General features: G+C 73.9%; 13 protein-coding genes. 5 read left to right on the forward strand and 8 right to left on the reverse strand.

What is annotated here, in order from left to right; translation table 11 throughout:
* Nucleotides 1–118: 118 nt before the first annotated feature.
* Nucleotides 119–853 carry a translation initiation factor IF-3 gene (infC, locus tag ACWDX6_RS16235; RefSeq protein ID WP_451485600.1) on the reverse strand — a complete coding sequence of 245 codons (735 nt, stop codon included), beginning with the start codon at nt 851–853 and terminating at the stop codon, nt 119–121.
* Between the two features lie 307 nt (nt 854–1,160).
* Between infC and ACWDX6_RS16240 the strand changes: the two genes are divergently transcribed.
* Entirely contained in the window at nt 1,161–1,529 is a 369-nt protein-coding gene (locus tag ACWDX6_RS16240) for a DUF1844 domain-containing protein (RefSeq protein ID WP_356895643.1), read from the forward strand.
* 57 nt (nt 1,530–1,586) lie between these two features.
* On the opposite strand, the gene ACWDX6_RS16245 is transcribed toward ACWDX6_RS16240, so the two are convergent.
* The 3 genes from ACWDX6_RS16245 to ACWDX6_RS16255 form a co-directional block, all read right to left on the reverse strand.
* On the reverse strand, nt 1,587–2,321 hold the full coding sequence (locus tag ACWDX6_RS16245; RefSeq protein ID WP_451485589.1) for an SseB family protein: 735 nt from the start codon (nt 2,319–2,321) through the stop codon (nt 1,587–1,589).
* 147 nt (nt 2,322–2,468) lie between these two features.
* Nucleotides 2,469–3,671, reverse strand: a complete 1,203-nt coding sequence (gene mycP / locus ACWDX6_RS16250; protein ID WP_451485590.1) for a type VII secretion-associated serine protease mycosin — start codon at nt 3,669–3,671, stop codon at nt 2,469–2,471.
* Nucleotides 3,668–5,173 carry a hypothetical protein gene (locus ACWDX6_RS16255; protein ID WP_451485591.1) on the reverse strand — a complete coding sequence of 502 codons (1,506 nt, stop codon included), beginning with the start codon at nt 5,171–5,173 and terminating at the stop codon, nt 3,668–3,670. Before ACWDX6_RS16255 ends, mycP begins: the two co-directional genes overlap by 4 nt.
* 301 nt (nt 5,174–5,474) lie before the next feature.
* Here ACWDX6_RS16255 and ACWDX6_RS16260 point away from each other — a divergent pair, with 301 nt between their 5' ends.
* On the forward strand, nt 5,475–6,677 hold the full coding sequence (locus ACWDX6_RS16260; protein WP_451485592.1) for an amino acid deaminase/aldolase: 1,203 nt from the start codon (nt 5,475–5,477) through the stop codon (nt 6,675–6,677).
* A 23-nt stretch (nt 6,678–6,700) separates the two neighbouring features.
* Here the strand turns inward: ACWDX6_RS16260 and ACWDX6_RS16265 are convergent, their stop codons facing one another.
* The 4 genes from ACWDX6_RS16265 to ACWDX6_RS16280 form a co-directional block, all read right to left on the reverse strand.
* Nucleotides 6,701–7,606 (reverse strand): DUF2510 domain-containing protein, encoded by a 906-nt coding sequence (locus ACWDX6_RS16265; protein ID WP_451485593.1) that lies wholly within the window; start codon nt 7,604–7,606, stop codon nt 6,701–6,703.
* A gap of 143 nt (nt 7,607–7,749) precedes the next feature.
* On the reverse strand, nt 7,750–8,535 hold the full coding sequence (locus ACWDX6_RS16270; protein ID WP_451485594.1) for a 3-oxoacyl-ACP reductase: 786 nt from the start codon (nt 8,533–8,535) through the stop codon (nt 7,750–7,752).
* A 5-nt stretch (nt 8,536–8,540) separates the two neighbouring features.
* Nucleotides 8,541–9,905, reverse strand: a complete 1,365-nt coding sequence (locus ACWDX6_RS16275; RefSeq protein WP_451485595.1) for an aldehyde dehydrogenase family protein — start codon at nt 9,903–9,905, stop codon at nt 8,541–8,543.
* A 19-nt stretch (nt 9,906–9,924) separates the two neighbouring features.
* Complete coding sequence (locus tag ACWDX6_RS16280) at nt 9,925–11,295, reverse strand: glutamine synthetase family protein (RefSeq protein ID WP_451485596.1); 1,371 nt, start codon at nt 11,293–11,295, stop codon at nt 9,925–9,927.
* A 78-nt stretch (nt 11,296–11,373) separates the two neighbouring features.
* Between ACWDX6_RS16280 and ACWDX6_RS16285 the strand changes: the two genes are divergently transcribed.
* The 3 genes from ACWDX6_RS16285 to ACWDX6_RS16295 all read left to right on the forward strand — a co-directional run bounded on the left by ACWDX6_RS16285 (nt 11,374) and on the right by ACWDX6_RS16295 (nt 14,394).
* Nucleotides 11,374–12,102, forward strand: a complete 729-nt coding sequence (locus ACWDX6_RS16285; RefSeq protein WP_451485597.1) for a FadR/GntR family transcriptional regulator — start codon at nt 11,374–11,376, stop codon at nt 12,100–12,102.
* A gap of 133 nt (nt 12,103–12,235) precedes the next feature.
* Nucleotides 12,236–13,678: an ethanolamine permease gene (gene eat / locus ACWDX6_RS16290; protein WP_451485598.1), complete on the forward strand. Its 1,443-nt coding sequence runs from the start codon at nt 12,236–12,238 to the stop codon at nt 13,676–13,678.
* Between the two features lie 29 nt (nt 13,679–13,707).
* Nucleotides 13,708–14,394, forward strand: coding sequence for a gamma-glutamyl-gamma-aminobutyrate hydrolase family protein (locus ACWDX6_RS16295; protein WP_451485599.1), 687 nt, complete (start codon nt 13,708–13,710; stop codon nt 14,392–14,394).
* Nucleotides 14,395–14,569: the final 175 nt, after the last annotated feature.

Genomic DNA, 14,569 nt, shown 5'->3' on the forward strand with positions numbered 1-14,569 from the left:
TTATCTCCTCGTCAGTGGCGCTCCCCCCGGTGCGGGCACCGGACGACCGGGAGCGTCAGATCTTCGTTTGGTGGTTCCGGGCGGGGCCCCGGGGCTGCCTGGGTGGCAGCCCCTCGGGTCACGCCTCGGGGTTCTCGGCCGGAGCCTCGACCGGGGCGTCCTCGACCGGGGCGTCCTCGGCGGGAGCGTCCTCGGCGAGGTCGGACGAACCGCCCTGACGCTCCGCCTTGCGCGCGGCCTGGGCCTCGCGTGCCTCGGCCATCGCCTCGGTCTTCTTCTTGTGCGGGCCAAGAACCATGATCATGTTCCGGCCGTCCTGCTTCGGGTTGGACTCGATGAAGCCAAGCTCCTCGACGTCCGACGCCAGTCGCTGCAGCAGACGGAAGCCAAGCTCGGGGCGGGACTGCTCACGACCACGGAACATGATCGTGATCTTGACCTTGTCGCCCTGCTTGAGGAACCGGACGACATGACCCTTCTTGGTGTCATAGTCGTGCGGGTCGATCTTCGGCCGGAGCTTCATCTCCTTAATGACCGTGTGCGCCTGGTTCTTGCGCGCCTCACGGGCCTTCATGGCCGACTCGTACTTGAACTTCCCGTAGTCCATGAGCTTGCACACGGGCGGACGGGCGTTCGCCGCGACCTCGACCAGGTCGAGGTCGTACTCCTGTGCGAGCTCCAGGGCCTTGGCAAGCGGAACAATCCCGACCTGCTCGCCGCTGGGTCCGACAAGTCGCACCTCGGGAACGCGAATCCTGTCGTTGATGCGGGGCTCGGCGCTGATGGATCCTCCTCGGTAGCACCACGCGACCGCCTGGCGGACGGACGCGCAACGTCTGTTTAGTGAGACCAACCGCGCCGGAACACGAAAATGCCCCGGACGGGACACAGGCGGGGCTCCAGGGGAATACCGGAGCACCGCCGCGGTCAACCGCGGGGCGCACATCGGGCGGCTCCATCGTCCGTACGGAACGATGGGCGCCACCTGACCGGTGACCCGCCGCCCGCGAGGGCGGCCAGGTGGGAAGTCGGAGCCTCCACTTGTGGGCCGGGCACACGCGTGTCCGGCCGGTCGTTACACAAGGTTAGCACCCGGCGGGCGGCTGCGCTAACCGTGGGCGCGGGCGTCGCGCCGTCCGGGGCGGCTTATCGTGTGGGGCATGAGCGAAACGCCCCACACCGAGCCCACGGACTCCCCCGACTTCGACGCCATGACCCGCGACATCGCGGAGGTCCCGGCGGTCGAGGTGATCGTGACGGTCGCCGTCAACCTGATGAGCGCCGCCGCGGTGAAGCTCGGGCTCACCGAGGAGGGCGACGAGCACAAGGACCTCGACGAGGCACGCAAGCTGGTCCACGCTCTGGCGGGCCTGCTGGACGCCGGCGCGACGGAGATCAGCTCCTTCCACGCGGCGCCGCTGCGGGACGGCCTGAAATCCCTCCAGCTGGCCTTCCGCGAGGCCTCGATCATCCCGGACGAGCCGGGCCAGGGCCCGGGCGAGAAGTACACCGGGCCGGTGTACGGCTAGAACGTCGCGCGGGGGGGGCGGGTGCGCTGGCCGGACGGCCGGGGCACCCGCCTCTCGTCACTTCCTGAGGTAGAAGGGCTCGCCGGGAGGCGTGGCCGTGGCCGGCAGCAGTGCCAGGTCCAGGCCCCGCACCAGGCGGGCCCTCAGCGTTTCGTCCGCGGCCAGCAGCCGGGCGACCCGCTGGGCCGCCTCGGCCGGTGCGGCGTGCTCCGCCAGGACGAGGGCGAGGGTGCCGTCGGCGCTGCCGGGGCCCAGATGGGCGCGCAGGACGGCGGGCTCGGCGGCGACGGCGGCGCGCACCGCCTCCCGTACCGCCGGGTCGTCGAGCGGGTCCGTGCTGTCGCGGCCCTCCGCGAGGGCGAGCAGGGCCGGACCGGTCAGCTGGTACGGCACCGGTCCCGCGAGGTCCAGGACCACGGTGTCCGCCTTCTCGTGGGCGGCGGCCTGGAGCGCCTGGTGCAGCGGTACGGCGACGGGGCGGGCGGCGGGGTCCCATCGGGCGAGCGAGGCGATCGAGGTGAAGGCGGGCAGGGCCCGCCGGTCGCCCGCGGTGAGGGTGGGCACGGCCATGTCGCTCGTCTTCTCACGGCGCAGCCCCGTCTCGGGGTCCTCCTCGACCTCACCGAGCACGGCCACGACGGGAACCAGCAGGCGCGCGTTCCGGAGGGCCTCCAGGACGGGGCCGTGGGCGGTTCTGTCCTCCGCCCAGGCCGCGAGGGCCGCGGCGAGCCGCGGATCGGCGGTGCCGTCGTCGTCGGAGAAACCGGGGTCAGGGATGTTCTTGAGCGCCACCCGACGAGCCTATCCGTCCGCGCGGGGCCGCTCCCCCGGCGGGTCGGCGGGCCGGGGCGGTGTGGGCGCGGTCGGCTCTCTGAGCGCGGTGGGCTCTCTCGCGCCGTGGGCGCGGTGGGCCCCCTCGGCGGGGTGGGCGCGGGCCGGTCAGCGGGGTGGGCGCGGGCCGGGGAGGCCGGCGCGCCACAGGAGCGCCGCGGCCACGAGCAGCAGCGCGCCGAGACCGCCGGCGGCCGGGGCGAGCAGGCCGATGGACTCGCTGTCCTCGGGTGCGGGCAGCGGTCCGGGCCCGAAGTACCGCCCCTCGTAACCGGCGGCGGCGTTCTTGGGGTCGGCGCCCTTGAGCGCGGCCCCGGCCCTGATCGCTGCGGCCGGGTCGACCGTCCCGTACCCCTTGGCGTCACTGCGGCCGGCCTTGGGCCGGTTGCGGGCGGTGTCGATGAGGAGCTTCTTGACCTGGGCCGGGGTCAGGTCGGGGTGGGCGGAGCGCACGAGTGCCACGGCGCCGGAGACGAACGCGGCGGCGGCGCTGGTGCCCCAGCCCTCGTAGTAGCGCCGGTCGGGGTCGGCCATCACGATGTGCACGCCGGGGGCGCTGACGGTGGCGTACCAGCGGCTGGTGGAGAAGGAGGCGTGGGTGCCGTAGCGGTCGACGGCGGTGACGGCGATGACGCCGGGGTAGGCGGCGGGGTACGAGATGTGGTCGCCCTTCTCGCCGCCGTTGCCGGCCGAGGCGACGACGGAGACGCCCTTGGCGAGGGCGTACTGGACGGCCGCGTCCTCGCCCGCGTCGGGGTGGGCGGACTCGGAGTCGTCGCCGAGGGAGAGGTTGATGACGTCGGCGCCGTGGTCGGCCGCCCAGCGGATGCCCTGGGCGAGGGCGGTGCCACGGGACTTGCGGGCCTTCTCGCGGGCCTTGTCGGTGCCTTCGAGGATGACCCGGACGGGCAGGATCTTCGCGCCGGGCGCGACACCGAGGACACCGTCCTGGCGGCCGGGGCCGTGGCCGTGCCCCGCGATGATGCCGGCCATGGCGGTGCCGTGGCGGGCCCAGGCGCGGTCGCCCCGCTCGGCGCCGAAGCCGATGAGGTCGGTGCCGGCGAGGACGGAGCCGGCGAGATCGGGGTGGTCCGCGTCGACACCGGTGTCGAGGACGGCGACGGTGACGCGTTCGCCCTCGGTGGTGCGCCAGGCCTCCTGGGTGCGCAGGGCCTCCAGGCCCCATTGGCGGGCCCGGATGGTATCGGCGTGGGCGGGGGTGGTGGTCGCGGGAAGGACGGCGAAGGCGGCGGCGAGGAGGGTCGCGGCCGCGGCGCGGGGGCGGCGGCGGTGGGTACGGCATGGGGTCACCGGTCTTCGTCCTTCTTCACGGCTTCGGCGACGGTCCTGCGCAGGCCGCGCTCGATGCCGTCGGCGACGCCCTTGGCCTCGTGGCCGAGGCCGGCCTGGGCGGGGGCGGTGGTCCGGTCGGCGGCCATGGCCTCCGCGGCGGGCTCGGGCTGGTCGACGGGGCGGCCGTCGGCGAACCCGGAGACGGAGAAGACGACGACCGGCAGGTCGGCGAGGGAGCGCGTCCACCAGCTGGCGCGCTGGCCGGCGCCGAAGCGTTCGGCGACCGTGCCGGGGGCGGAGAGCGGAGGGGGCACGTCGGTGCCGAGCTGGGTACCGCCGAGGGTCCGCATGGCAGCGGGTTCGGCCCGGGTGAAGGCCAGGCCCACGGTGATGACGCTGCTGGTGGTGGCGTCGGTGTAGGTGGCGCGCAGGACGCGGTCGCAGCCGACGGGGCTCAGTGCGGTGAGGACGCTCGCGGGCAGGACGGTGGCCGAGCAGGCGGCGTCGGGGGCGACGACGACGCGCGTCCAGGTGCGGGCGGCGTCCCCGGGGCCGGCGTCGGCACCGGAGAGGGTGCGCGGGAAGAGGGTGTCCACGGGGGCGCTGTGCCAGAGCGTCTTGGCCTGGGAGTAGCCGACGGGCTCGGCCGGCTCCCCCACGTTCGTGGCGGCGAGGACGGCCCCGGTGACGGCGCCGCCGATGAGACCGAGGCCGACGACGAGACACACCCCGGCGGCGACGACCGCCCCGACCCGGCGCTCGCGGATCGGCCGCAGCCGCGTGGTCGTCTCGACAAGCGTCTCGGGCGGCACGGGGTACGCCCGATAGGCGCCGTAGGTTCCGTACGCCTGCGCGGGCTCGGCGGACGCGGAGGGGCCGCCGACCGGGCGGGGGGCGGGCGGGGCGCCCTCAGGCGAGCGCGCGGGGTGGCCGGGGCCGGGGCGGCGGGCGGGCGGGGCTTCGTCACCCTCCGGCCGCCGTGGGCCGGACACCGGCAGGGCCTGGCCGTTGCCCGGGCGGGCGGCGGGCGCCGGGCCGGTGTCACGGATGGCGCGCAACCGTGTGGTCGTCTCGACGGCGGGCGCGCCGTCGACGCCGGGGCGCGTGTCCGGTGCGGGGTTCGCCGGGGAGCCCTCGTGCCAGCCGCCGCCGCGCCCGCCCGGGCCGCCGGCGGAAACGGGCGCGTCGGCGTCCGCCGCACGCGGGTCGCGCGCCGGACGCGGGGGGACGCCGTCGACGACCGAGGCGTGCGGGTTCCCGGCAGGCCGCGGGGGCCGGTCGCCCCCCGGGCGCGGCGGGGTGGGCGCGTTCGCGCGCGAGCCGGCGGACGGACGGGGCCGGGCGGAGGCGGACGCGCCGCCGGTGCCCGCGGCCGTACGCGGCGGCGCGGGTGCGAGCGAGGTGTCGCCCGACGGGCGCGGCTGAGCAGAGGCGGACACCCCGTCGTCGCCTGCGGCCGTACGCGGCGCGATGACGTGCGAGCCACCGGCGGACGTACCGGGCCGAGCGGGGGCGGACACGCCCTCGGCACGTGCTCCCGGACGCGGCGCCTGGGCGGACGCGCCCTCCGCGCCTGCCGCCGGGCGCGACGCCCGAGCGGCCCCGCCCTCCGCGCCTGCCGCCGGGCGCGGCGGGGTGCCGGCCGGGGGGCGGGTGGGTGGGAGAAGCGCGTCGGTGATGCGGGACGCGGGAGGGTGCGCGTCGGTGGTCATACCCGTCCCCCTGGTCGTCCTGGCAATGCCCGTCACTCTACGGGCTGTTCCCCCCGGCACGGGAACCCAGGGGCTACCCCGCCCTCAACCCGTCTGGCAAGCTCGGGCCATGACTCCCCGTGCCGCCGACCGAGCCCGGTACGACCGGGCCACCGCCCACCTCGACGCGCCCGTGGCGATCGTCGACCTGGAGGCGTTCGACGCCAACGCCGAGGACCTCGTCCGCCGGGCCGGTGGCAAGCCGATCCGGGTCGCCAGCAAGTCCGTGCGGTGCCGGGCACTGCTGGAGCGGGTCCTGGCGCGCCAGGGGTTCGCCGGGATCATGTCGTTCACGCTGGACGAGTCCCTGTGGCTTGCCAGGGCCGGGTTCGAGGACGTCCTGCTCGCCTACCCCTCCGCCGACCGCACCGCGTACGGCGAGCTGGCGAACGACCCCAAGCTCGCCGCCGCCGTCACCGTCATGGTCGACGACCCGGCGCAGCTCGATCTGATCGACCACGCCCGGGCGGGCGGCGCGGAGGAGATCCGGGTCTGTCTGGAGCTGGACACCTCGCTCCGGCTGCTCGGCGGCCGGGTGCGGGTCGGCGCCCTCCGTTCCCCGCTGCGCGAGCCCGCCCAGCTGGCCGAGCTGGCCCGGTCCGTCGCCCGTCGCCCCGGCTTCCGGCTCGTCGGGATCATGGCGTACGAGGGCCATGTCGCCGGAGTCGGGGACGCGGTCGCCGGGCGGCCGCTGCGCTCCCGGGCGATCCGGCTGATGCAGTCGGCCGCCCGCAGGGAGCTGGCGGAGCGGCGCGCGGCCGTGGTGCGCGCGGTACGGGCGGTCGCGCCGGAGCTGGAGTTCGTCAACGGCGGCGGAACGGGCAGCGTGCAGCACACGGCGGCCGAGGACGCGGTGACGGAGATCGCCGCCGGTTCGGGACTCTTCGTGCCGCGCCTCTTCGACAACTACACGTCCTTCACCGGGCGCCCCGCCGCCCTCTTCGCCCAGCCCGTCGTCCGCCGGCCCGGCGTCGGGGTGGTGACCGTGCTCGGTGGCGGCTATCCCGCGTCCGGCGCCGCCGGCGTGGACCGGCTGCCCGTCCCGTACCTCCCGGAGGGGCTGCGGTACGACCCGCGGGAGGGGCCGGGCGAGGTGCAGACCCCGCTGCTCGGCGCCCCCGCCGACGATCTCCTGATCGGCGACAAGGTGTGGTTCCGGCACGCGAAGGCCGGTGAGCTGTGCGAGCGGTTCGACAGTCTGCGGCTGGTCGAGGGCGAGCGGGTCACGGCGACCGTGCCGACGTACCGGGGTGAGGGCCGCACCTTCCTGTGAGCCTGGTCCGGGCGTGGGCGCGGTCAGGATCCAGGGCCGAGGGGCGCGCCCACCCCGCCGTTCGTCGTGCTGCCGATCGGGAGGATCCCCTTCGTGATCTCGTCCATCGCGGCGAGCGGCGGCCCTTCCGGGCCCGCGTCGAAGGCGAAGCGCACGACGACCGGGGACTCGCTGCCCAGCGGTGACGAGAAGGCCAGCGACTGGACGTAGGCGCCGGGGCCCTTGCCGGTGGTGACCTGCCAGCGCACGAGGTAGCCGGTGCGGCCAGCGACGACGGCGGGACGGGCCGCGACCACCTTGTGGGAGACGATGCCGCCGTACGGCCGGTTTCCGAGGACGTCCTCCTCGAGGAAGGCGTCGGCGGCGAGGGCGATGTCCTCCGTGGCGACCGCTTCGGGGGTCGCGGCGTCCGTGCCCGACACCGTACGGGAGTTCACCGTGCCGCGACGGCAGTCGACGTTGGCCGCTCCGGGGCAGGGGTAGGTGCCCACGGTGGCGACCGTGGGCACGCCGCCCGAGATGTACTTCGGCTTCTCCCAGCCCTTGAGGACGGGGAGGGTGATGCCGTTGAGCGGGTCGGCGACCCGGGTGGGGTCCTCGGCCGCCGGGCCGGTCGAGGGCGGCGGCGCCGGGGCGGGGCCCGTGGTGCCCGCGCTCGTCGTCGCGGGCGGGCCGGCCGTTCCGGGTTCCTCCCCGTCGTCACCGCCGAGGACGACCCCCGCGACCACGAGGGCCGCCACGACGACGGCCGCCGCCGCGGCGAGGGCGACGGTCCGGCCGCGGCGCGACGCCGGAGGCGCCCCTGCGGGTCGGGTGTGGGCGCTCCACGTCGTACCGTCCCACCAGCGTTCGACGGCGGGCGTGGCCGGGTCCGGGTACCAGCCCGGGGGTACGCCGCCGGGCGTGGGGGGAGGGGTCGTCATGCTCATCGGGCCAGCCTAGAGGGCGTGTTCCTGACCCGTACACGGAGTCCCGGGCGCACGACAGCCGGGCACCTGGCGGCGCCCGGCTGTCGCGGGGTGGGGGGCGGGATGGTCCAAAGGGGCTGGAAGGGCTAGAGGGGCTGGAAGAGCTAGAGCGGCGTCACGTACGCGCCCGAGATGCCGCCGTCGACGAGGAAGTCGGTGGCGTTGATGAAGGAGGAGTCGTCGCTGGCGAGGAAGGCGACGGCGGCCGCGATCTCCTCGGCCTCGGCGAACCGGCCGACCGGGATGTGGACGAGGCGGCGGGCGGCGCGCTCCGGGTCCTTGGCGAACAGCTCCTGGAGCAGCGGGGTGTTGACGGGTCCGGGGCAGAGCGCGTTGACGCGGATGCCCTCACGGGCGAACTGGACGCCCAGTTCGCGGGACATGGCGAGCACGCCGCCCTTGGAGGCGGTGTACGAGATCTGGCTGGTGGCCGCGCCCATGACGGCGACGAAGGAGGCCGTGTTGATGATCGATCCGCAGCCCTGCCGCCGCATGTAGGGCAGGGCCGCCTTGCAGCAGAGGTAGACGGAGGTGAGGTTGACGTCCTGGACGCGCTTCCATGCCTCCAGTCCGGTGGTGAGGATGGAGTCGTCGTCCGGCGGCGAGATGCCCGCGTTGTTGAAGGCGATGTCGACGGAGCCGTAGGTGTCGAACGCGGTCCTGAAGAGCGCCTCGACCTGCTCGGGATCGACGACGTCGACCTGCACGAACGTGCCGCCGACCTCCTCCGCCGCCGCCTTGCCCGCGGTCTCGTCGATGTCGCCGCAGACCACGTTGGCGCCTTCGGAGGCGAGCCGGCGGGCGGCGGCGAGTCCGATGCCGCTGCCGGCCCCGGTGATGACGGCGGTACGGCCGGCGAGGCGGCGGCAGACGATCTCGGTGTCGGTCATGGTGCTCAGGCCTCCGGGCTCTCGGTGCTGATGAAGACGTTCTTGGTCTCGGTGAAGGCGGTCAGGGCGTCGGGGCCGAGTTCGCGGCCGAGGCCGGACTGCTTGTAGCCGCCGAACGGGGTCCAGTAGCGGACGCTGGAGTGCGAGTTGACGGAGAGGTTCCCCGCTCGGACGGCGCGCGAGACGCGCAGGGCGCGGCCGACGTCGCGGGTCCAGAGGGAACCGGACAGGCCGTAGTCGGTGGCGTTGGCGAGCCGGATCGCGTCGGCCTCGTCCTCGAAGGGCAGGACGACGGCCACCGGTCCGAAGATCTCCTCGACGGCGCAGGGCGCGTCCTCGGCGACGTCGGTGAGGACGGTCGGCGGGAACCAGAAGCCGGGGCCCTCGGGGGCCTTGCCGCGGATGGCGGGGGCGGAGTCGGGGACGTACGCCCGTACGCGGTCGAGTTGGGCCCGCGAGATCAGCGGGCCCATCTGGGTCCGCTCGTCGGCCGGGTCGCCGACGACGATCTCCTCGACGGCGGGGGTGAACAGCTCCATGAAGCGGTCGTACACGGACCGCTGGACGAGGACGCGGGTGCGGGCGCAGCAGTCCTGGCCGCTGTTGTCGAGGAAGGCCATCGGGGCCGCGGCGGCCGCCGCCTCGATGTCCGCGTCGGCGAACACGATGTTGGGGCTCTTGCCGCCGAGCTCCAGGGTGAGGCGCTTCACCTGGTCCGCGCACTTCGCCATGATCGACTTGCCGACGCGGGTCGAGCCGGTGAAGACGATCTTGGCGATGCCGGGGTGTCCGACGAGCGCGTCGCCGGTGACGGGTCCCTCGCCCGGCAGGACCTGGAAGAGGCCCTCGGGAAGGCCGGCCTCCAGGGCGAGTTCGGCGAGCCGCAGGGCGGTGAGCGGGGTGGTCTCGGCGGGCTTGAGGAGGACGGCGTTGCCGGCCGCGAGGGCCGGGGCGAGGGCCCAGGCGGCGATGGGCATGGGGAAGTTCCAGGGCGCGATCACGCCGACGACGCCGAGGGGTTCGAGGATCGTGATGTCGAGGCCGCCGGCGACGGGGATCTGGCGGCCGCTGAGCCGCTCCACTCCCCCGGCCGCGAAGTCGAGCAGGTCGCGGACGTTGCCCGCCTCCCAGCGGGCGTTGCCGATGGTGTGGCCGGCCTCGCGGACCTCGAGGAGGGCCAGTTCCTCGTTGTGGGCGTCGACGACGGCGGCGAAGCGGCGCAGCAGCCGGGCCCGGTCGGCGGGGGCGGCGGCCGCCCATCCGCGCTGGGCCTCGGCCGCTCGTACGACGGCGGCGTCGACGTCGGCCGGGGTGACGGCGGGGACGGTCGCGACGACCTCCTCGGTCGCCGGGTTCAGTACCTGGAGCAAGGTGGTCCTCACATGGTCCTCACATGCGTTCGAAGGAGCGGCGCAGCTCCCAGTCGGTCACCGCGGCGTCGTACGCGTCGAGTTCGACGCGGGCCATGTTGCGGTAGTGGGCGACCACCTCGTCACCGAAGGCGGCCTTGGCGATGGGGCTGGTCTCCCAGAGCTCGGCGGCCTCGCGCAGGGTGGTGGGGACGTGGGCGTAGTCGGCGGTGTAGGCGTTGCCGTCACAGGCCGGGGGCAGTTCGAGCCGCTGCTCGATGCCGTACAGGCCGGCGGCGACCAGTCCGGCGACGGCGAGGTGGGGGTTGACGTCCCCGCCGGGGAGGCGGTTCTCGAAGCGCATGGAGCGGCCGTGGCCGACGACGCGCAGGGAGCAGGTGCGGTTGTCGACCCCCCAGGCGACGGCGGTGGGGGCGAAGGAGCCGGGCTGGAAGCGTTTGTAGGAGTTGATGTTGGGGGCGTAGAGGAGGGAGAAGTCGCGCAGGGCGGCGAGCTGTCCGGCGAGGAAGTGGCGCATGACGTCCGACATTCCGCCCGGTCCGTCACCGGCCATGACGTTGCGGCCCGGCTCGTCGATGGACTGGAGGGAGAGGTGGATGTGGCAGGAGTTGCCCTCGCGCTCGTTGTACTTCGCCATGAAGGTGAGCGAGACGCCCTCCTGGGCGGCGATCTCCTTGGCGCCCGTCTTGTAGACGGCGTGCTGGTCGCAGGTGACGAGGGCCTCGTCGTACTTGAAGGCGATCTCGTGCTGTCCCGGATTGCACTCGCCCTTCGCGGACTCGACGGTCAGTCCGGCGGCGGCCATCTCGTTGCGGATGCGGCGCAGGAGGGGCTCGACGCGGCCGGTGCCCAGGATGGAGTAGTCGACGTTGTACTGGTTCACCGGGGTCAGGCCCCGGTAGTTCGCGTCCCAGGCCTGTTCGTAGCTGTCCTTGAAGACGATGAACTCGAGCTCCGTGCCCACGTGGGCGGTGTAGCCGTGTTCGGCGAGCCGTTCCAGCTGGCGGCGGAGGATCTGGCGGGGCGCGGCGACGACGGGTGAGCCGTCGCTCCAGGCGAGGTCGGCGATGAGCATCGCCGTACCCTCGTTCCAGGGGACGCGGCGCAGGGTGGAGAGGTCGGGGCGCATGGCGAAGTCGCCGTAGCCGCGCTCCCAGGAGGACATCTCGTATCCGTCCACCGTGTTCATCTCGGTGTCGACGGCCAGGAGATAGTTGCAGCCCTCGGTGCCGTGGTCGATGACCTCGTCGAGGAAGAACGGTGCGGCGAACCGCTTGCCCTGGAGCCTGCCCTGCATGTCGGGGAAGGCCAGGACCACGGTGTCGATCTCACCGCTCGCGACGAGGGCACGCAGCTCCTCGACGGAGAGCGGGGCTTTGCGGTCTGCCACGGGATTACTCCTCCTTCGGCCTGCCGGGAGCCATAAGGTATTGCGGAAGACCATTGCTTGGGAAGGGGAAACGAGAACGTGTCCAGTACGAGTGAATCGGCGGACCGGCTGACGCCCGTGCTGCGGCCCGTCCGGGCGGGCAACGGTTTCGAGGAGGCCCTGGAGCAGATCCTGCAGGTGGTACGGCTCGGGCTCGTCCCCGGCGGGGAACGGCTGCCGGCCGAACGGGAGCTGGCCGAGCGGATGGGGATCAGCCGGGTGACCCTGCGCGAGGTCCTGAAGGTCCTCCAAGAGCAGGGGCTGGTGGAGAGCCGGCGCGGACGGTACGGCGGAACGTTTGTGCGGCAGCGCCCGCAGACCGCCGGTGAGGACGAACTGCGGCGCCGGATCGCCTCCGTCGACGTCGAGGACACCCTGCGCTTCCGGGAGGTCCTGGAGGTCGGCGCGGCGGGGCTCTGCGCGTCGCACGGCCTCGACGAGGCGGGCGCGGCACGGCTGCGCGCGGCGCTCGCGGCGACGCACGACGCCCCGCTGGCCGACTACCGCCGGCAGGACACGCTGCTCCATCTCACGCTCGCCGAACTGTCGGGATCTCCGACGCTCACCGCGCAGTACGCGGCCGTCCGGGCGATCGTGAACGATCTCCTCGACTGCATCCCGCTCCTCGTACGCAATCTGGAGCACTCCCAGCACCAGCACACCGCCCTGGTGGAGGCGGTCCTCGACGGCGACGCGGACGCGGCGCGCGAGGTGATGCGCGAACACTGCGGCGGCACGGCGGCGCTGCTGCGCGGCTTCCTGACCTGACCCCCGGACCGGGCCCCCGAAAAACCCGCGCGCCGTAACGCGAAAGTAACGCACGGGGGTTGCGTTCCGCCGGGGGGCGACGCAAAGGTATGGGGCCAATCCATTGGTCCCGCTGCGGGGAGCTGACGCCGCCATGACGCTCGAAGACACCACCGGGGACAAGACCGCGCCCGACGACTATCTCGAGCGCCGCGCCCTGCGGCGCGGCAGCGCCGGCTGGCTGCTGCTCACCGGCCTCGGCGTCGCCTACGTCGTCTCCGGCGACTTCTCCGGCTGGAACATCGGCCTGTCCAAGGGCGGCTTCGGCGGACTGGCCGTCGCCACCGTCCTGATGGGCGCGATGTACGCCTGTCTGGTCTTCGCGCTCGCGGAACTCTCGGCCATCCTGCCCACCGCGGGCGGCGGTTACGGCTTCGCCCGCCGGGCGCTCGGCACCTGGGGCGGCTTCCTCACCGGCACCGCCATCCTCATCGAGTACATCCTCGCCCCCGCCGCGATCTCCATCTTCATCGGCGACTACGTCGAATCGCTCGGCCTGTTCGGCCTGGAGTCGGGCTGGCCGGTCTATCTCGCCTGCTTCGTGTTCTTCATCGGGATCCATCTGTGGGGCGTGGGCGAGGCCCTGCGCTTCAGCCTCGTGGTGACGGCGATCGCGGTCGCCGCCCTGGTCGTCTTCGCCCTGGGCGCGCTGAGCGACTTCCACGTCGACGGGCTGAACGACATCCCGGTCGACGACACGGCGCTCGGCGCCAACTCCTGGCTGCCGTACGGGCTCCTCGGGATCTGGGCGGCGTTCCCGTTCGGCATGTGGTTCTTCCTCGGCGTGGAGGGCGTGCCGCTCGCGGCGGAGGAGGCCAAGGACCCGGTCCGCTCGCTGCCGAAGGCCCTGGCGATCTCCATGGGCGTCCTGGTGCTGCTGGCCGTGGTGACGTTCCTCGCCGCGACGGGGGCGCGCGGCTCGGCGGCCGTCCAGGAGGCGGGCAACCCGCTGGTGGTGGCGCTGCAGGGCGACGGGGAGCCGACGGCGCTCAGCCGGTTCGTGAACTACGCCGGTCTCGCGGGGCTCGTGGCCTCGTTCTTCTCCCTCATCTACGCCGGTTCGCGGCAGCTCTTCGCCCTGTCCAGGGCCGGGTATCTGCCCCGGTTCCTGTCCCTGACCAGCCGCCGCAGGTCGCCGTACCTGGGGCTCCTCATCCCGGGCGCCATCGGTTTCGCGCTGGCGGCGGGGACCGGGAACGGGGCGCGGATGCTGAACATCGCGGTGTTCGGCGCCACCATCTCGTACGCCCTGATGGCGCTCTCCCACATCGTGCTGCGCCGCCGGGAGCCCGGGCTGCACCGGCCGTACCGGACCCCGGGCGGTGTCGTGACCTCGTCGGTGGCGTTCGCGCTCGCTCTGTCGGCGCTGGTGGCGACGTTCCTGGTCGACAAGGACGCGGCGTTCATCGCGCTCGGGGTGTACGTGATCGCGCTCGCCTACTTCGCGTTCTACAGTCGCCACCATCTGGTGGCCAAGGCGCCGGAGGAGGAGTTCGCGGCGCTGGCGGCGGCCGAGGCCGAACTCGAACGCGACTGACTCCCCCTCGTTTCTCCCGGAGGCACGACGTGACCAAGCCGCTCATCGGCGTGACGACCTATCTGGACCAGGCCCGTTGGGGCGTGTGGGACATGCCCGCCGCGCTGCTTCCCGCGCGGTATCCGCGCCTGGTGCAGGCGAGCGGCGGCCTCGCGGCGATGCTCCCGCCGGACGACCCGGCCGCGGCGGCGGGGGTGGTGGCGCGGCTCGACGGCCTGGTGGTCGCGGGCGGCGCGGATGTGGAGCCGGTACGGTACGGGGCCGCGCCCGACCCGCGCACCGGCCCGCCGGCCCGGGCGAGGGACGCGTGGGAACTGGCCCTCATCGAAGCGGCGCTCTCCGGCGGTGTGCCGGTGCTCGGCATCTGCCGGGGGATGCAGCTCCTGAACGTGGCGCTCGGCGGCACGCTCGTGCAGCACCTGGACGGCCATGTGGAGTCGGTCGGTGTGATCGGCCGCCACGCGGTGAAGCCGGTCCCGGGCACGCGGTACGCCTCCCTGGTGCCCGAGCTGACGTCCGTACCGACCTATCACCACCAGGCGGTGGACCGCCTCGGCACGGGCCTGGCGGCCTCGGCGTACGCGGAGGACGGCACGGTGGAGGCGGTGGAACTGGCGGACCCGGCCTGGGTCCTGGGCGTGCAGTGGCACCCGGAGATGGGCGAGGACCTCCGCGTGATGCGGGGCCTGGTGCGGGCGGCGGCCGGGGGCGCCTGATCCTCGGGGGCCTTGGGGGCTCTGGGGAGGCCCTTGGGGCCTTGGGGGCCGGACGCTTGGGGAAGCGTCCGCACGGCCGGGCGGGCCCTAGGGTCTTTCGTTTGGATCAGGCCGGATCAGGGAGCGGGGTCTGGTGCATGGGGTCTCCCCAGGCCCGCCAGGGCCGAGGGGACGG

The sequence above is a fragment of the Streptomyces sp. NPDC003027 genome (assembly GCF_053591435.1).